The sequence below is a fragment of the Variovorax sp. DAIF25 genome (genome assembly GCF_050711835.1).
Classification (GTDB): domain Bacteria; phylum Pseudomonadota; class Gammaproteobacteria; order Burkholderiales; family Burkholderiaceae_C; genus Variovorax.
Map to the genome: position 1 here is coordinate 2,763,889 of NZ_CP136636.1, position 17,061 is coordinate 2,780,949.

Here is a 17,061-nt window from a genome sequence, read left to right on the forward strand (position 1 = left end):
CGAATGAATGCCGTCGAATTCACGCTCGAAGCACTCGAGACGCCCGCGCTCACCAAGGCGCATCTGGCCGACCTGCTGTTCGAGCAGATCGGCTTGAACAAGCGCGAGTCCAAGGACATGGTCGAGGCTTTCTTCGACCTGGTCGCCAACAGCCTGATCGAAGGCACGGACGTGAAGATCTCGGGCTTCGGCAACTTCCAGATCCGCGTGAAGGCGCCGCGCCCCGGGCGCAATCCGCGTACCGGCGAAGCCATTCCGATCGGTGAGCGTCGCGTCGCGACCTTCCACGCGAGCGCGAAGCTCAAGGAACAGATTCACGGAAACATCGATCCGAACGCCGCACCCGAGGTCGAGTGGAGCCTGGGTTCCGAATAGGGCTTGTTCGTGCGCGCTTCCGTGGAGTAACCTCTGAGGTTTGCCGCGCGCAGACTTGATTTCAATGGAGAACATGGCCGACAAGGCACTCCCGCCCATTCCCGTCAAACGCTACTTCACCATCGGTGAGGTCGGCGAACTCTGCGGGGTGAAACCGCATGTGCTGCGCTACTGGGAGCAGGAGTTCACGCAGTTGCGCCCGATGAAGCGGCGCGGCAACCGGCGCTACTACCAGCATCACGAGGTGCTGATGATCCGCCGCATCCGCGACCTGCTGTACGACCAGGGCTTCACGATCAGCGGTGCACGCAACAAGCTGCAGGAACTGGTGCAGCACGAACGCGACCGCCGCAAGGCCGGCGAGGTTCCGCTCGAAGGCATGGAGGCCGTCGAGATCGATCACGAGGAGTTCGAGGCCGCGCTGCACGACGAAGAAGCTGCACCGAACGCGGCCCGCAGTGTCGACCTGTCGCAGTTGTTGCAGCTTCGCCGCGAGCTTTTTGAAATTCGTGAGTTGCTGACTGTCGGACGCTGAAAAGAGAAGGCTATAATCGAGAGCTTCGGTGTGTGGCGCAGCCTGGTAGCGCACTTGCATGGGGTGCAAGGGGTCGAAGGTTCGAATCCTTTCACACCGACCAACAATCATCGTCAGATGGAACAACGGGTCAGAGCCACAAGCTCTGGCCCGTTTTTCTTTGGTGCTTCCGAGAGGCGTGCGTTTCGCCAAGCCCGATCAGGCGGGCGATGAGTCCGGCGCGCTCAGCTCGCCGTTCCACGAATTGAACAGGTAGCCGCCCGTCGCATCTTGCAGCGTCGCCTGGACCTCGATCAGCGTGTTGATCTCGTCGAGCGTTTCGTCGAGGTCGTCGATGTCGATCTCGAAGCGTGCATTGCACCTGCTCATGCCGGCGGCATGCGCCGTGCCTTCGGCGATCTCGACGGCCTTCGCATTCACGTGCGGCGCGGCGGACAGCCTGATCCGAAGGGCGGGCCCGTCGTCCTCCCATTGAACGACGAGCGCCTCGCCATCGGCGGCGACATCAAGGCCTTGCTCGGTCAACAGGCGCGCGGCCTCGTTCAGATCGGGGCTGGAGGCGCTCGATGCGAAGAAGACCATGGAGACGTCGTCGGCCATAGGCGGAGGTTCCTCGGGACTGGGATGGGAGGTCATTGTGCCGGGCCGACCGAGCCCATCCCTCGAGCGCTATGCCGTCGCCCGAACCTCGAAGAACGCTTCGTCCGTATCGCCCAGATCGCGGAAGCCTGCTGTCCTGGCCGTGTCGTAGGCCTTGGCCCAGCGGCGCGCGAGCACGATGTCGGCTTTCGAGAGTTCGTTCTCGCTCGATTCGCTCGCGTTCTGGAAGGCGCGCAGCGCCGGCAGCACGTCGCTGCCCAGTTGCCGCTCGAGCTCGCGCTGGAAACGCCGCTGCGCCAGGCCGATGGCTTCGTCGCTGGCGTGGGCATAGTCGGCCAGGAGCACCTCGTAAGCGGCGGGAGGCTCGGTGTCGAGTTCCGTGGAAGACGGCGCGGGCCCGGCTTTCTGCCGCGCTGGCGGTGCTTCTTCGAAGGGCTCTGGAAGGGCGCCATCGACGATGGCCGGTTGATGGAACAGCTCAACTTGGGTCATGGGAAGAATCGGCGTGGAAATACTGTTTGAATATACAGTGATTTCGCGACGAACAGGTGTCTGAACGCGATAGGCCAACCCTTGCCGCCTGAAGCCGCGCGCCCGCGCGATATCGCCGCCAACCCTTTACCGACCGTCACAACTCCGCCGGCGCCTGACATGTTCCTGAGACCTTGTCGCGAGAATAATCCCGCACTCAAGAAAAAAATGGACATCCGATGCAGCACATCGAAATCCTCAAGAAGGGCGGCTTCGTTGCACGCCGCCACATCCAGGACCGAGAAAATGGCGAATGGCCCGCGTGGGTGACTTTCGAGAAGGAAGGCCAGGCCACTCGGCGCATCCGCCACGGCATCGGCACCTTCAGGTCCGAAGAAGAGCTTCTCTCGAATTGCGTCGCCTTTGCCCATCGCATGATCGACGAAGGAAAGACGGGCTTTCGCCTCTGAACCGCGGGGCCTCGACGCTGGGCCCTCGCACTCTCAGGCGGCGCGCAGGCTCACAGCGCCGCGTTTGACGCTCACCGAACCGCCGCCGGGCCTCTCAGAGGCTGCCGAAGCCGGTCTGGCCGATGACGACATGCTCGCGTTCGACCCGAGGCTTCGGCTGTCGTCGCGGCTTCTCCGCCCGCAGGATGGCCAGCATGGCCATGAGGGCAGCGCCGGCACCGATGCCGGCTATGAAAACGAAAGCGATAAAGAAAGGGTCGGATGCTCGCATGCGGTCCTAACGTAAGTTCGCACCCCACGGTTTACAGGGGGTTACACATATACGTTTGTACCGCAAGCCAGCAGGGACCGGAAGAGCAGAGCCCCCACCCGTGACGGGCGTGCTACAGAACCCTGGCCCGCTTGGGTGGGCCCCGGCGCGCAGGCTTCCTGCTGCTCAGGCTGGCGAGGGCCCGTTCCACGTCCCGCTGGGGCAGCAGCTGCGATTTGCCGCAGTTCTTGCAGCGGTAGGGTTTCAGCCACGGAAAGAAGCGCATCCAGGCCTGCTGCGGGCTGCTGTCCAGATGCTCGATGCTGCAGGGGCAGGGCGAAAACGGGTTGGCCATGAAATTCCCGGCGCGGGCGCGATGTTGCGTGGTCCCTGGGAGGCTCTCCGGCCATCCGCCGAGAATTGTTGCAGTGCATTGTTAAATCTCTCTTAGAGGCGCCCGCCGACATCAGACCTGTCCTTCCCGCTTCGAGCGCATCGGTGCTATGCGCCCCTGCACCAGGCTGCGCCAGGCCCATTCCAGGGGGCCGAGCCGGTAGCGCCGCAGCCACCAGCAGCTCGCGGCCGCTTGCAGTGCCAGGATCGCCATGCAGGCCACGGCGAGGCCCGCCACGCCGAACTTCGGGCACAGGCCCGGGCCGACGCCGTAGAACAGGCTCAGGCCCACCAGCATCTGCACGAGACCGTTGCTCCATGCCATGCGCCCCAGCGGTGTCAGCTTGCGCAGCCGGCGCCGCCAGGCGGCATGCTGGAACAGCAACACGAAGGCCGCGATGCAGAAAAGCCCCTGGGCCAGCGCCGCCGCCGCGTGCGGCAGGCCGGTCGTGAATCGGCCCGTTGGAACGTGCAGTGCGAGCAGCAAACCCGTCGCGAGGCTCGCCAGCAGCAGCCGGCGCCAGAACCGCCGATGAGCCACCGACTGCCGCAGCACCTCCGCATGGCCGAAGACAAAGCTGGTCAGCAGTGCCCCCAGCACGAGGAGCGGCCACGAGACGGCGGCGCCCGTGAAGTCGAGCGGCGAGAGGCCGCGCAGGTCCACGACCGGCACGCCGAACAACACGAAGCCGCGCAAGGCATCGACGAGTTCGAGCCGGCGCGGCCTGGCGGCTTCCGCGGTGGCGGCAGTGCGGGTCATCGGCCAGGTCGAGGAAAGAGGAAGAGGCGGCGTGGCGAGTCCGAGGGTCATCGATGTGCGGCAGGGTCTGCGAAGCGATGGAGGGAACCCGGCATGGCGCGGCAGGCCGCCAGGTGCGAGACGCCATGGCCGTGGGCGATGCGCGTCGGCCACCGATGCTAGGCCGGCGCATTGCCTCAACATTACGCAGGCTGCGTGGGGTCGTCGCCGCGTGGTAGAAACCGCCGCCCGCATCGCCTTCCGGTGCGTCCATCCCCTTGCCACACCCACCCGCTTCGTCCGCCTCTTTGCCCGCAGACCGCATCGGCCGCGCAGGGCCGATGCTCGTCCTCTGGCTCACGCTCGGTTTCGCGCTGCTGCTGGGCGGTTGCGCGGGCCTGCCCACCGAGGTCGCGCGCCGGTCGTCGGTGACGATCCCGAACGGCGCCGACACCACGCTCGGCCGCCTCGTGGCGGCGACCGCACCGCGCAGCGAAGACGAGCCGCTCAGCGGTTTCCGTCTGCTGCCGATGGCGCAGTTCTCGCTGCATGCGCGCATCGAGCTGATCCGCCGCGCCGAGCGTTCGATCGACGTGCAGTACTACCTGGTGCAGAACGACGAGACCGGCCGCTACCTGCTGCGCCACCTGCGCGACGCGGCGAAACGCGGCGTGCGTGTGCGCCTGCTGGTCGACGATCTCTACACGGCCGGTGCCGATCCGCTGTTCCGGGGCCTGGCCGCGTATCCGAACGTCGAAGTGCGGATGTTCAATCCGTTCCCTGCCGGGCGCGAGCACTTCGGCACGCGCTGGACCGCGTCGCTGCTCGACTTCAACCGCGTGCACCGCCGCATGCACAACAAGCTGTTCGTGGTCGACGACACGATGGCGGTGATGGGCGGGCGCAATATCGCCAACGAGTACTTCCTGCGCGACGGCGGCTCGAACTTCATCGACATCGACACGCTGGTGGCCGGGCCCGTGGTCCACAAGCTGTCATCGCTGTTCGACATCTACTGGAACAGCCCCTACGTCTATCCGATCGAGTCGCTGGTGTCGGCGGACGGCGCATCGCTGCAGGCACTGCGCTCGCGCTTCGACGAACTCACGAGCGGGCCGGGCACGCCCGAGCCCGAACAGCCCTCGGCCACCGACCTGCTGGGCCACCATCCGCTGGCCGCCGACCTCGACGCAGGCCAGCTGCAACTGGCCTGGGCGCGCGCCGAGGCTTACGCGGACGCGCCCGCCAAGGCGCTGGCACCCGAGGAGAGCCGCGGCGCGCCGGCCGACGTCTCGCCCGACAGCGTGCAGTTCAACCTGCAGCGCCACTTGCGCGGCGCGCGCACCGAGATCATGCAGACCACGCCCTACCTGATCCCGGGCCGCGGCGGCATGGAAACCATCCGGCATGTGCGCGGCAACGGCGTGGGCTACATCATGGTCACCAACTCGCTGGCGGCCACCGACGAGTCGCTGGTGCACATCGGCTACCGTCGCTACCGCGCCGAGATGCTGCGCCTGGGCGTGGCGCTCTACGAGCTCAGCCCCAAGCGGGTCGAGCAGAGCCGGCGCTTCGGCATGTACGAGACCTCGAGCGGCCGGCTGCACGGCAAGTCGGCGGTGATCGACGGGCGCACGGTCTTCATCGGCTCGATGAACTTCGATCCGCGCTCGGTGCTGCACAACACCGAGATCGGGCTCTTCATCTTCAGCCCGCAGATCGCGCAGCAGCTCAACAGCCTGATCGGCTTCATCCGGCTCGACGGCGCCTACCAGCTGCAGCTCGGGCCGCGCGGTGGCATCGAATGGGTGAGTCCGGCCGCGGGCGATGGTGCCGACACCATCCTGCACACCGAGCCCGAGACGAATTTCTGGGCGCGCTGGCGGCTCGAGCTGCTCGCGCCGCTGGTGCCCGAGAGCCTGCTGTGAGGCTCGCCTACTGCTGCAGCCGGCCGCTCAGGTAGGGCTCGGGATCGACGGCCACGCCGTTCTTGCGGATCTCGAAGCGCAGCTTCACGCGGTTGGCATCGCCGCCCGATCCCATCTCGGCGATCTTCTCGCCCTGGCGCACCACCGCGCCTTCCTTCACGAGGATGGTGCTCGCGTGGGCATAGGCGGTGAGGAAGGTCTCGTTGTGCTTGATGATGACCATGTTGCCGTAGGCGGCCAGCTCGTTGCCCACGTACACCACGCGGCCGTCGGCCGAGGCCACGATCGGGTCGCCGAGGTTGCCGGCGATGTCCACGCCCTTGTTGCGCACGCCGTCGAAGCGGCCGATGGTGGTGCCGGCGGCGGGCCGGATGAACATGGCCTGGCGTTGCGGCAGGGCCGTCGTGGTGCGACCGGGCTGCTGCATGGGCGGCAACGGCGTGGTCGTGCAGGCGGCGATGCCGGCGGCGAGCAGCGCCGCGGCGCCGATTCGGAAAACGGAAGTCTGAAGGTGCATGGCGCTCGGTTGGAACGGGGGCGTTCTGAAGGGTTCCTTCGGATCTCGGGGCCGGGTGGTCCCGGCCGGTCGATGCTAGCAAAGTCGCCGGCACGTTCCCATCGGGCCGGCAGGGACTTCCCGCGCGCGGAGGGCCGCGCGGCTTCAGGCGATCACTTCAGCGGGATCGGCGTGCCGCGGTCGATCGGCACCGCGGTGACGCTGTTCTTCGGCGAGCCGTCGATCAGCAGGTCGGAGTAGGTGAGGTAGACCAACGTGTTGCGCCGTGCGTCGACCATGCGCACCACGCGCAGCCGCTTGAACAGCACCGACAGCCGCTCGCTGTAGACCTCCTCGCGCTTGGGCAGCGGCTGCGTCACGTTCACCGGGCCGACCTGGCGGCAGGCGATCGAGGCCTCGGCCTTGTCCTCGGCCACGCCGAAGGCGCCCGCGATGCCGCCGGTCTTGGCGCGCGAGACATAGCAGGTCACGCCGTTGACCTTCGGGTCGTCGTAGGCCTCGATCACGATCTTGTGGTCGGGGCCGATCAGCTTGAAGGCGGTGTCGACCTCGCCCACGGTCTCGGCATGGGCCGCGGAGGCGGCCAGCAGGGCGGCGGCGAACGCGAGCGCCGCGCCGCGTCGAAGGGAGATGGCGTGCTTCATCGGTTCAGACGATGTCGATCGTGTGGACGCGGTCGAAGCTGCCGCGGCGCCGATCCTCGAAGTAGTGCTGCAGCGCCTCGCGCACCGTGCGGAAGGCGATCTCGTCCCAGGGAATCTCCTCTTCGGCGAAGAGCTTCGCCTCGATGGTCTCGTGGCCCGGATCGAAGCGATCGTCGAGCAGGCGCGCGCGGTAGAACAGGTGCACCTGTCCCACGCGCGGCACGCTCATCACCGCGAACAGGCCCTCGATCTCGAAATTCGCACCGGCTTCCTCGTCGGTCTCGCGTGCCGCGCCCTGGGCCGTGGTCTCCTCGAGTTCCATGAAGCCCGCCGGCAGCGTCCACTTGCCCCAGCGCGGCTCGATGTTGCGCTTGCACAGCAGCACCTTGTCGCCGAGCACGGGGATGGTCCCCACCACGTTGAGCGGGTTCTCGTAGTGGATCGTGTTGCAGGCCGGGCAGACGGCGCGTTCCTTGGTGTCGCCGTCGTCGGGCACGCGGTAGACCACCGCGGTGCCGCAGTTCTTGCAATGCTTGATGGGGATGCGCAGCAGCATGGGGCGGGCGTGCTCGCGGCCTCAGACGATCTTGACGGTCAGCACGGGCAGGCCGGCGACCTCGCCCACCAGCGTGTCGCCCGCGACCACCGCCGCCACGCCTTCGGGCGTGCCGCTGTAGATCAGGTCGCCGGGCTGCAGCTCCCAGGCGGCCGACAGGTGCTCGATGGTCTCGGCCACGTTCCAGATCAGCTTGCTCACGTTGCTGCGCTGGCGATCGCTGCCGTTCACCTGCAGCGAGATCTCGGCCTTCTCGGCGTCGCCGGCCTGCGCCACCGGCACGATCGGGCCGATCGGCGCGCTCTGCTCGAAGCCCTTGCCGATGTCCCAGGGGCGGCCCTGCTTCTTCATCTCGTTCTGCAGGTCGCGGCGGGTCATGTCCAGGCCCACGGCGTAGCCGAAGATGTGCTTGTGCGCGTCGGCGGCCGCGATGTTCTTGCCGCCGGTGCCGATCGCCACCACGAGTTCGATCTCGTGGTGCAGGTTCTTGGTCAGCGTGGGGTAGTCCACGGTGCCGGTCTGGCCGGCCTCGACCACCACGGCGGCGTCGGCCGGCTTCATGAAGAAGAACGGCGGTTCGCGGCCGGTGAAGCCCATTTCCTTGGCGTGATCTTCGTAGTTGCGGCCCACGCAGTAGATGCGGTGCACCGGGAAGCGGGCGGTCTGTCCGACGACGGGAACGGAAACGGTCGCAGGCGGGGCGAAGACGAACTCGGAGGCCATGGAAAAGTATCCTTTGGAGGCGAAGCGGGAGAGGGGGAAGCCGGCAGTGTGCCAGAGGCGCCGGCCGGCCGCCGGGCACCGGGGCCGGCCCATCGGGGTATGCGGGCCGAGGTGCCGCGTTCAGGGCGCAGAATACGGCCCGTTTTCCGCCCCGCCACCGCTTCGCTCCTCCCCATGCCCCTTCGATTCGGAAAAGCCGGCAAGGCCCAGGCCTGCAACGACCTCGGCAACACGCGCCAGGACGACGGCGACGAGGACGGCGCGCTGCAGGCCTATGCCGAGGCCAGCAGCCACCGTCCCGACTGGGCCGTGCCCTGGTACAACGCCGGCCTGATCCACAAGTACCGCGGCGACTGGGCCGCCTCGCTCGAGGCCAATGCGCGCGCCGTGCAGTGCGATCCGGGCAACGAGGGCGCGGTCTGGAACCTCGGCATCGCCGCCACCGCGCTCGGCGACTGGACCACGGCGCGGCGCGCCTGGCGCCTCTACGGCATCCCGCTGGCCGAGGGCGAGGGCCCGGTCGACCACTTCGCAGGCCTGACGCCGATCCGCGTGCACGGCGACGAGGCCAGCGAGGTGCTGTGGGCCGACCGCATCGATCCCGCGCGCGCCATCTTGCGCAACGTGCCGCTGCCGGGCTCGGGCCACCGCTACGGCGACCTCGTGCTGCACGACGGCGCGCCCAACGGCTACCGGCTGCACCAGGGGCGCGAGGTGGCGGTGTTCGATGCGCTCGCGCTGATCGCGCCTTCCGACTACGCCACCTTCGAGCTCTGGATCGAGGAGGCGTCGCAGGACGAGATCGACACCCTGATCGCGCGCTTCCACGCGGTAGGCGACGGCGCCGAGAACTGGAGCCTCGGCATCCGCATGCTGTGCGCGGCCTGTTCCGAAGGCCGGCCCTACGGCGACGGCGAGGGCCACGAACATCCGGCCGACCAGACCGTGGGCCCGCGCGGGCCCTGGCGCCTGGGCCTGGCCACGCGCGGGGAGGCTGCGGCGCGCGCCCTGCTCGACGTCTGGCAGCGGGAACATCCCGCGGCCGCCCCGCGCGACCTGCGCTGCGTGCTTGCCGCAGCGTCCCGCTCATGAATCGCACCGACGCTATCCTCGAAACCATGACCATGAAGCTGCACAACTACTTCCGCTCCTCCTCCTCGTTCCGCGTGCGCATCGCGCTCGAGCTCAAGGGACTCGACTACGAATACATCCCCGTGCACATCGCGCGCGGCGAGCACCGCACCGGCCCGTATGCGGCCATCTCGGCCGACAAGCTGGTGCCGATGCTGGAGGACGACGGCGAGCGCTTCTCGCAGTCGCTGGCGATCATGGAGTACCTCGACGAGGTGCATCCCGAGCCGCCGCTGCTGCCCAGCGATCCCGCGGGCCGCGCCCATGTGCGCGCGCTGGCGCAGTCGATCGCCTGCGAGATCCATCCGCTGAACAACCTGCGCGTGCTCAAGTACCTCGTGAAGGAACTCAAGCTCGACGAGGAAGCCAAGAACGCCTGGTACCGCCACTGGGTGCGCGACGGCATGCTGGCCTTCGAACGCCAGCTCGCGCTGCAGCCCGCCAGCACCTTCTGCTGGGGCGAGAAGCCCACGCTGGCCGACTGCTGCCTGGTGCCGCAGGTCTTCAACGGCCGCCGCTTCGACTGCGACTTCAGCGACCTGCCGCGCAGCATGGCCGCCTTCGACGCCTGCATGCAGCTCGACGCCTTCCAGCGCGCGCAGCCCTCGCAGTCGCCAGACGCGGAGGCCTGATGGCGCAGCCCTGGCTGGTGCCCGACTGGCCGGTGCCGGCCCATGTGCGCGCCGTCTGCACCACGCGCGAGGGCGGCGTCTCGCAGGGGCCTCAGGGGCGTTACGCCAGCTTCAACCTCGGCGACCACGTCGGCGACGACCCGGCCCATGTCGCGGCCAACCGCGCGCGGCTGCGCGAGGCGATCGGCACGCGGCCGGTGTTCCTGCAGCAGGTGCACGGCACGGGGCTGGTGTCGCTCGACGCGCCGGACGTGGCCGACGGCACCGCGGCCGATGCCTGCACTGCCACGGTGCCGGGCACGGCCTGCACGATCATGGTCGCCGACTGCCTGCCGGTGCTGTTCTGCGACAGCGCGGGCCACCGCGTGGCGGCCGCGCACGCGGGCTGGCGCGGGCTCGCGGGCGGCGTGCTGGAGCAGGCCTTCCGCGCCTTCCAGGACGACGGGCAAGCCGGCAGCGAGGTCATCGCCTGGCTCGGCCCCTGCATCGGCCCGTCGGCCTTCGAGGTCGGCGCCGAGGTCAAGGCCGCCTTCGAGGCCCATGTGCCCGAGGCCGCCGGCTGCTTCCGGCCGGGCGCCGCGCCGGGCAAGTGGCTGGCCGACCTGCCCGCGCTCGCGCGCCAGCGGCTGCGCGCGCTCGGCATCGATCGGGTCCACGGCAACGACGGCGGCGACGCCTGGTGCACCGTGCGCAATGCCTCAGGGTTCTTTTCGCACCGTCGCGACGGGGTCAGCGGGCGTTTCGCCGCGCTGGTCTGGAAGGTCTGAATGCCCGGCCTGCGCCGCCCGTTCCTCGGCGGCCGCGCGCCGCGCCGCCTCCTGCGCGGCCAGTTCCTTTTCCTTCAGCGCCCGGCGCCGCGCGGGCGTGCTCATCAGGTAAACCACCAGTGTCACGGGGGCGAGCCCGTACAGTAGAAAGGTGATGATGGCGCCGAGCACGGTGCCGGTGGTGTTGGTGGCCTCGGCCACCGCCATCATCAGCACCACGTAGAGCCAGCCGATCACGACGAGATGAATGAACATGGGGAAGGAGAGCGGGGCGAACGAAAGAGGAAGTAAAGCGTGTTTCCACACCGGCCGTGCGATGACGGCCACCGGGGTCCGGACCGCGCCGGCGCGGCGTTGTGAGCGTCTTGCGAATGCAGCATACTCAAACGACGCAAAGCCATCCGGATCGATTTCAGGCGAGGAGCAGGAGACACCATGACGAAAGCAACGGGGGCCGACGCGTTCGAACCCTTTCAACAGGCGCTCACCCAGGGGTGGCGCAAGGCGCTGGAGTCCTTCCAGCAGCCGGCCGGGCAGGGCGCCTGGACCGGCAATGGCAAGCCGCTGTGGCAGATGCCCGAAATGCCCGGCATCCCCGGCATGCCCCCCCTGGGCACGATGCCGGAACTGCCCAAGTTCTCGATCGATCCCGCGGCGCTGCAGGCCATCCAGCAGCAGTACATCGCCGAGGCCACCGCGCTCTGGGGCCAGGGCTTCCAGGCCAGGCCCGAGGGCGACCGGCGCTTCGCCGGCGAGGCCTGGAGCGGCAACCCGCTGTCGGCCTTCTCGGCCGCGATCTACCTGCTCAACGGCCGCACGCTGCTGAAGATGGCCGAGGCCATCGATGCCGATGAGAAGACCAAGGCGCGGCTGCGCTTCGCGGTCGAGCAGTGGATGGCGGCCTCGTCGCCGAGCAACTCGCTGGCCTTCAATGCCGAGGCGCAGAAGAAGGCCATCGAGACCCAGGGCGAGAGCATCGCCAAGGGCATCCAGAACCTGCTGCACGACGTGCGCCAGGGCCACCTGAGCATGACCGACGAGAGCGCCTTCGAAGTGGGACGCAACGTCGCCACCACCGAGGGCGCGGTGGTGTTCGAGAACGCGTTCTTCCAGCTGCTCGAGTACAAGCCGCTGACTGCCAAGGTCTACGAGCGCCCGTTCCTGCTGGTGCCGCCGTGCATCAACAAGTTCTACATCCTCGACCTGCAGCCCGAGAACTCGCTGATCCGCTATGCCAACGAGCAGGGCCACCGCGTGTTCGTGGTGAGCTGGCGCAATCCCGACGAATCGCTCGCGCAGGCCACCTGGGACGACTACATCGAGCAGGCAGCGATCGAGGCCATCCACCGCGTGCAGGAGATCAGCGGCAGCCCGCAGATCAACACGCTGGGCTTCTGCGTCGGCGGCACCATCCTGTCGACGGCGCTCGCGGTGCTGGCCGCGCGCGGCGAGAAGCCGGCCGCCTCGGTCACCTTGCTGACCACCTTCCTCGACTTCAGCGACACCGGCATCCTCGACATCTTCGTGGACGAACCCATGGTGCAGTACCGCGAGATGCAGCTCGGCAAGGGCGGCCTGCTGCCCGGCGGCGACCTGGCCTCCACCTTCAGCTTCCTGCGTCCCAACGACCTGGTCTGGAACTACGTGGTGGGCAACTACCTCAAGGGCGAGACCCCGCCGCCCTTCGACCTGCTCTACTGGAACAGCGACGCCACCAACCTGCCGGGCCCGTTCTACGCCTGGTACCTGCGCAACACGTACCACGAGAACAAGCTGGCCGAGCCCGATGCGCTCACGGTCTGCGGCGAGAAGATCGACCTGCGCCGCATCGACATCCCGGCCTACGTCTACGGCTCGCGCGAGGACCACATCGTGCCGATCGGTGGCGCCTACGCCTCGACCCAGATCCTGCCGGGCAAGAAGCGCTTCGTGATGGGCGCCTCGGGCCACATCGCGGGCGTGATCAACCCGCCGGCCAAGAACAAGCGCAGCCACTGGATCCGCGCCGACGGCAAGCTGCCGAAGACGCAGGCCGAATGGCTGGCCGGCGCGCAGGAGCATCCGGGCAGCTGGTGGACCGACTGGTCCCAGTGGCTCAAGGGCCACGCGGGCAAGCAGATCCCCGCGCCCAAGACCTACGGCAAGGGCAAGGCCTACCAGGCCATCGAGCCCGCCCCAGGCCGCTACGTCAAGGCCCGCGCATAACATGGCTCGCCCCCAGGCTTGCCCACTTCGTGTGGCCTCCAACCCCCTTCCGGGGGCAACACCAGCGGCCCGGCAAAGCCGGTTCCGCGGTGTTCCTGGCCTGAGGCCTTTGTGTGGCGTGGTTTGCGCCTGAAGCCGGCAAGCGATTTTTTATTTAGTTACCTCAACGGAGAACCTCATGGAAGACATCGTCATCGTTTCGGCCGCGCGCACCCCCGTCGGCAAGTTCGGCGGCTCGCTCGCCGGCATCGCGGCCACCGAACTGGGCGCCATCGTCATCAAGGAAGTGATCGCGCGTGCCAACCTCACGCCCGAGCAGGTCGGCGAAGCCATCATGGGCCAGGTGCTCGCGGCCGGTGCCGGCCAGAACCCCGCGCGCCAGGCGTGGCTCAAGAGCGGCGGCGCCAAGGAGACGCCCGCGCTCACGATCAACGCCGTCTGCGGCTCGGGCCTGAAGGCCGTGATGCTCGCGGCCCAGGCCGTGGCCACGGGTGACAGCGACATCGTCGTGGCCGGCGGCCAGGAGAGCATGAGCCTCGCACCGCACGTGCTGCCGAACTCGCGCAACGGCCAGCGCATGGGCGACTGGAAGCTGGTCGACACCATGATCGTCGACGGCCTGTGGGACGTCTACAACCAGTACCACATGGGCATCACGGCCGAGAACGTGGCCAAGAAGTACGGCATCGACCGCGCCGCGCAGGACGAACTGGCGCTCGCCAGCCAGACCAAGGCCGCCGCCGCGCAGGACGCCGGCAAGTTCAAGGACGAGATCGTTCCCGTCACCATCCCGCAGAAGAAGGGCGACCCGGTCGTCTTCGACAAGGACGAGTTCATCAACCGCAAGACCAGCGCCGAGGGCCTGGCCGGCCTGCGTCCCGCCTTCGACAAGGCCGGCGGCGTGACCGCGGGCAATGCCTCGGGCCTGAACGACGGCGCCGCCGCCGTGCTCGTGATGACCGCCAAGAAGGCGGCCGCCCTCGGCCTCAAGCCGCTGGGCCGCATCGCCAGCTACGCCACCGCCGGCCTCGACCCCGCGATCATGGGCATGGGCCCGGTGCCCGCCTCGACCAAGGCGCTGCAGCGCGCCGGCTGGAAGGCCGCCGACCTCGACCTGCTCGAGATCAACGAAGCCTTCGCCGCGCAGGCCTGCGCCGTGAACAAGGAAATGGGTTGGGACATCAACAAGGTCAACGTCAACGGCGGTGCCATCGCCATCGGCCATCCGATCGGCGCGTCGGGCTGCCGCATCCTGGTGACGCTGCTGCACGAGATGCAGCGCCAGAACGCCAAGAAGGGCATTGCCTCGCTGTGCATCGGCGGCGGCATGGGCGTGGCGCTCACCATCGAGCGCTGACCCCTCGGCGCGCCGTCGTCGTCGCTCAGAGCGACATCGACGGCCGCTGTGCCATCGCCGCGCGCCAGCGCACCAGCTCGGGGTGCTGTTCCCCGGGCTTCACGCGCACGATGCGCGCGAAATCCACCGCCACCACGGCGGTGATGTCGGCCAGGCTGAAGCGGTCGGTCGCGATGAACTCGCGGCCGGCCAGCCGGTCGTTCAGCGTCTCGAAGAAATGCTGCACCCGCGCCAGCCCGCGCTGCGCGAGTTCGGGGATCTGCGCGTAGTTCACCGGGCCCGGCAGCGCACGGTCGGCCATGGCCGGCGAGCCGTTGCGCAGGGTCTCGGCGATCGCCAGCAGCCCCTCGAATTCCACGCGCCAGTGCCAGCTCGCGACCTCGGCCTTCTCGGCCGGCGTGCGGCCCATCAGCGGCGGCTCGGGATGGCGCGCCTCGGCCCAGGCCGCGATGGCGGCGTTGTCGGTCAGCAGGCCGTCTTCCTCGGTGCGCAGCGCCGGCACCGTGCACTGCGGATTGATCGCGCGGTAGGCCGCGCCCATTTGCTCACCACGAACCAGGTCGACCTGCACCGTCTCGTGAGCAATGCCCTTCTCGGCCAGCAGGATGCGCGCGCGGCGCGGACTCGGCGCTGTGGCGCAGTCATAGAGAATGATCATCGTCTGTCCAACTCCTGGAACGCATTGCATGAATGGCACGACCGCCTATACGCCGCCCACCGTCTGGTCCTGGAGCAAGGAAAGCGGCGGCCGCTTCGCGAACATCAATCGCCCGATCGCGGGTGCCACCCATGAGAAGGACCTGCCGGTGGGACGGCATCCGCTGCAACTCTATTCGCTGGCGACGCCCAATGGCGTGAAAGTGACGGTGATGCTCGAGGAACTGCTGGCGCTGGGCCATGCGGGCGCCGAGTACGACGCCTGGCTGATCCGCATCAGCGAGGGTGACCAGTTCGGCAGCGGCTTCGTGGCCGTCAATCCCAACTCCAAGATTCCCGCGCTGCTGGACCGCAGCGGCGCCACGCCGATCCGCGTGTTCGAGTCGGGCGCGATCCTGCAGTACCTGGCCGAGAAGTTCGGCAATGCCTTCCTGCCGACCGAGCGCGCGGCGCGCGCCGAATGCCTGTCGTGGCTGTTCTGGCAGATGGGCAGCGCGCCCTACCTGGGCGGCGGCTTCGGCCACTTCTATGCCTATGCGCCGACCAAGATCGAGTACGCGATCGACCGCTTCGCGATGGAGGTCAAGCGCCAGCTCGACGTGCTCGATCGCCGGCTGGCCGAGAGCCGCTACCTCGCGGGCGACGACTACACCATCGCCGACATCGCGGTCTGGCCCTGGTACGGCGCGCTCGCCAAGGGGCAGCTCTACGAATCGGGCGAGTTCCTGCAGGTGAGCGAATACAGGAACGTGCTGCGCTGGAACGACGAGATCGCGCAGCGCCCCGCGGCGCAGCGCGGCCGCATGGTCAACCGGGCCTGGGGCCAGCCCGAGAGCCAGCTGCACGAGCGCCACGACGCGGGCGACTTCCAGACCCGCACGCAGGACAAGCTCGGCGCCAACCCGGGCTGAGCCTGTTCATCTTGTACACCGCCCGTTTTTTGAGCAAAGTGTGGAATTCCTTTATAAAACAATGACTTAAATTCGTTTTACAAGGCTCCACATGAGTTGTCCCCAAAGTTGTGCACAGAAAGTGGGGATGAAGCGGCGGAACTCAGGAGTCGCGCGCAAGTAGGCGCAGTCCCACGGAAAACCTCCCTCAGGCGCCGGCCGCATCGGCCGCGTAGTGGCGGCACAGCGTGTCCACCAGCGCCTGCGCATACACCGGCAGCGCCGCGCGCTCGCGCACCAGCAGGTAGCGCTCGCGCACGCACCAGGCATCGCTGAGCTCGATCAGCGCGAGCTTCATGCCCTCCTGGTTGCGGCGCGCGGCCGACTCGGGCACGACGCCGATGCCCACGCCGCTGCCGATCATCCGGCACATGGCGTCGAAGCTGCCGAGCTGGATGCGCAGCTTCTGGCGCTTGCCGATGCGGTCCGTGACCTGCCCCAGGAAGGCCTGCAAGGTGCTGCCCTGCTGCATGCCGATGGCGTCCTCGTCGAGGGTCTCGGCGAAGGCGATGGTGCGCAGGTGCGCGAAGCGGTGCTGGCGCGAGGTCACGAGCACCAGCCGGTCGGTGCTGAAGTGGATCGATTCCAGGCCCAGGGTGTCGACGCTGCCCGCGACGATGCCGATGTCGGCGCGCCCGTCGCGCACGCCGCGCGGGATCTGAGCGTTCGGTTTTTCTTGAAGGTCGACGTTGATGCGCGGATTGGCGGCGAGGAAGGCCGGCAGGATCTCGGGCAGGAAGTCGGTCACGGCCGTGGTGTTGGCGAACACGCGCAGGTGGCCGCGCAGGCCGCCGCCGTATTCGAGCAAGTCGGTGCGCAGCTGGTCGGTCTGGTTCAGCAGCAGCCGCGCGTGATGCAGGAAGGCCTCGCCCGGCGGCAGCAGGCGCACGCCGCGCGCCTCGCGCTGCAAGAGTTGAAGGCCGGCCTGGTTCTCAAGCGCCTTGATGCGCGCACTGGCCGCGGCCAGCGACAGGTGCTGCCGGTCGGCCGCGCGCGTGAGGCTGCCGAGCTCGGCCGTGGCCACGAACAGGCGCAGGTCGGTGAGGTCGAAAAGCATGGCCCGATGGTAGCAAGCGACCGCGAGGCTTCGGCAAGGCCGAAGGCTGGGTTCCGAAATCGGAGATTGCGCCGAGGTGGAGGCGCGGCGCACCATGCCGCCAT

General features: G+C 68.2%; 20 protein-coding genes and 1 tRNA gene. 11 read left to right on the top strand and 10 right to left on the bottom strand.

Annotated elements, in window-relative coordinates; translation table 11 throughout:
* The first annotated feature begins 3 nt into the window (after positions 1-3).
* From R0232_RS12660 to R0232_RS12670, 3 genes are all read left to right on the top strand, one after another.
* Positions 4-375 carry an integration host factor subunit alpha gene (locus tag R0232_RS12660; RefSeq protein WP_093342889.1) on the top strand — a complete coding sequence of 124 codons (372 nt, stop codon included), beginning with the start codon at positions 4-6 and terminating at the stop codon, positions 373-375.
* 73 nt (positions 376-448) lie between these two features.
* A complete protein-coding gene (locus R0232_RS12665; RefSeq protein WP_431512303.1) occupies positions 449-910 on the top strand; it encodes a MerR family transcriptional regulator in 462 nt (153 codons plus the stop codon).
* Positions 911-936: 26 nt separating this feature from the next.
* Positions 937-1,013: transfer RNA gene (locus R0232_RS12670), tRNA-Pro, on the top strand.
* Positions 1,014-1,108: 95 nt separating this feature from the next.
* Here the strand turns inward: R0232_RS12670 and R0232_RS12675 are convergent.
* Together R0232_RS12675 and R0232_RS12680 are read right to left on the bottom strand one after the other, a co-directional pair.
* The gene (locus R0232_RS12675) at positions 1,109-1,510 is read right to left on the bottom strand and encodes a hypothetical protein (RefSeq protein WP_431512304.1); all 402 of its coding nucleotides are present in this window, start codon (positions 1,508-1,510) and stop codon (positions 1,109-1,111) included.
* A 69-nt stretch (positions 1,511-1,579) separates the two neighbouring features.
* Positions 1,580-2,080, bottom strand: coding sequence for a hypothetical protein (locus tag R0232_RS12680; RefSeq protein WP_431512305.1), 501 nt, complete (start codon positions 2,078-2,080; stop codon positions 1,580-1,582).
* A 140-nt stretch (positions 2,081-2,220) separates the two neighbouring features.
* On the opposite strand from R0232_RS12680, the gene R0232_RS12685 reads away from it, so the two are divergent.
* The gene (locus R0232_RS12685; protein WP_093342886.1) at positions 2,221-2,451 is read left to right on the top strand and encodes a hypothetical protein; all 231 of its coding nucleotides are present in this window, start codon (positions 2,221-2,223) and stop codon (positions 2,449-2,451) included.
* Positions 2,452-3,167: 716 nt separating this feature from the next.
* On the opposite strand, the gene R0232_RS12690 is transcribed toward R0232_RS12685, so the two are convergent.
* Complete coding sequence (locus R0232_RS12690; RefSeq protein ID WP_431512306.1) at positions 3,168-3,905, bottom strand: DUF418 domain-containing protein; 738 nt, start codon at positions 3,903-3,905, stop codon at positions 3,168-3,170.
* A gap of 269 nt (positions 3,906-4,174) precedes the next feature.
* On the opposite strand from R0232_RS12690, the gene R0232_RS12695 reads away from it, so the two are divergent.
* Positions 4,175-5,761, top strand: a complete 1,587-nt coding sequence (locus tag R0232_RS12695) for a phospholipase D family protein (RefSeq protein ID WP_431512307.1) — start codon at positions 4,175-4,177, stop codon at positions 5,759-5,761.
* Positions 5,762-5,768: 7 nt separating this feature from the next.
* On the opposite strand, the gene R0232_RS12700 is transcribed toward R0232_RS12695, so the two are convergent.
* The 4 genes from R0232_RS12700 to R0232_RS12715 form a co-directional block, all read right to left on the bottom strand.
* Positions 5,769-6,278: a murein hydrolase activator EnvC family protein gene (locus R0232_RS12700; protein ID WP_431512308.1), complete on the bottom strand. Its 510-nt coding sequence runs from the start codon at positions 6,276-6,278 to the stop codon at positions 5,769-5,771.
* Between the two features lie 152 nt (positions 6,279-6,430).
* The gene (locus R0232_RS12705) at positions 6,431-6,922 is read right to left on the bottom strand and encodes a CreA family protein (RefSeq protein WP_431512309.1); all 492 of its coding nucleotides are present in this window, start codon (positions 6,920-6,922) and stop codon (positions 6,431-6,433) included.
* A 4-nt stretch (positions 6,923-6,926) separates the two neighbouring features.
* Positions 6,927-7,478, bottom strand: a complete 552-nt coding sequence (locus R0232_RS12710; protein WP_093342880.1) for an NUDIX hydrolase — start codon at positions 7,476-7,478, stop codon at positions 6,927-6,929.
* Positions 7,479-7,499: 21 nt separating this feature from the next.
* Entirely contained in the window at positions 7,500-8,201 is a 702-nt protein-coding gene (locus R0232_RS12715) for a fumarylacetoacetate hydrolase family protein (protein WP_208509969.1), read from the bottom strand.
* A 174-nt stretch (positions 8,202-8,375) separates the two neighbouring features.
* Between R0232_RS12715 and R0232_RS12720 the strand changes: the two genes are divergently transcribed.
* Genes R0232_RS12720 through pgeF form a run of 3 tightly spaced genes read left to right on the top strand, consistent with a single transcriptional unit; the run spans position 8,376 to position 10,731 of the window.
* On the top strand, positions 8,376-9,293 hold the full coding sequence (locus R0232_RS12720) for a tetratricopeptide repeat protein (protein ID WP_431512310.1): 918 nt from the start codon (positions 8,376-8,378) through the stop codon (positions 9,291-9,293).
* Between the two features lie 32 nt (positions 9,294-9,325).
* On the top strand, positions 9,326-9,964 hold the full coding sequence (gene maiA, locus R0232_RS12725) for a maleylacetoacetate isomerase (RefSeq protein ID WP_431512889.1): 639 nt from the start codon (positions 9,326-9,328) through the stop codon (positions 9,962-9,964).
* Complete coding sequence (gene pgeF, locus R0232_RS12730) at positions 9,964-10,731, top strand: peptidoglycan editing factor PgeF (RefSeq protein WP_431512311.1); 768 nt, start codon at positions 9,964-9,966, stop codon at positions 10,729-10,731. Before maiA ends, pgeF begins: the two co-directional genes overlap by 1 nt.
* Here the strand turns inward: pgeF and R0232_RS12735 are convergent.
* Positions 10,663-10,986, bottom strand: coding sequence for a hypothetical protein (locus tag R0232_RS12735; protein ID WP_431512312.1), 324 nt, complete (start codon positions 10,984-10,986; stop codon positions 10,663-10,665). The genes pgeF and R0232_RS12735 overlap by 69 nt on opposite strands.
* A gap of 180 nt (positions 10,987-11,166) precedes the next feature.
* Between R0232_RS12735 and phaC the strand changes: the two genes are divergently transcribed.
* Both phaC and R0232_RS12745 read left to right on the top strand, forming a co-directional pair.
* Entirely contained in the window at positions 11,167-12,936 is a 1,770-nt protein-coding gene (gene phaC / locus R0232_RS12740) for a class I poly(R)-hydroxyalkanoic acid synthase (RefSeq protein ID WP_431512313.1), read from the top strand.
* A 178-nt stretch (positions 12,937-13,114) separates the two neighbouring features.
* Positions 13,115-14,293, top strand: a complete 1,179-nt coding sequence (locus R0232_RS12745) for an acetyl-CoA C-acetyltransferase (protein WP_431512314.1) — start codon at positions 13,115-13,117, stop codon at positions 14,291-14,293.
* Between the two features lie 25 nt (positions 14,294-14,318).
* Here R0232_RS12745 and R0232_RS12750 read toward each other — a convergent pair whose 3' ends face one another.
* Complete coding sequence (locus tag R0232_RS12750) at positions 14,319-14,951, bottom strand: glutathione S-transferase family protein (protein WP_431512315.1); 633 nt, start codon at positions 14,949-14,951, stop codon at positions 14,319-14,321.
* Between the two features lie 28 nt (positions 14,952-14,979).
* Here R0232_RS12750 and yghU point away from each other — a divergent pair, with 28 nt between their 5' ends.
* Complete coding sequence (gene yghU, locus R0232_RS12755; RefSeq protein ID WP_431512316.1) at positions 14,980-15,861, top strand: glutathione-dependent disulfide-bond oxidoreductase; 882 nt, start codon at positions 14,980-14,982, stop codon at positions 15,859-15,861.
* Between the two features lie 187 nt (positions 15,862-16,048).
* Here the strand turns inward: yghU and R0232_RS12760 are convergent, their stop codons facing one another.
* Positions 16,049-16,957, bottom strand: a complete 909-nt coding sequence (locus R0232_RS12760; protein ID WP_431512317.1) for a LysR family transcriptional regulator — start codon at positions 16,955-16,957, stop codon at positions 16,049-16,051.
* Positions 16,958-17,061: the final 104 nt, after the last annotated feature.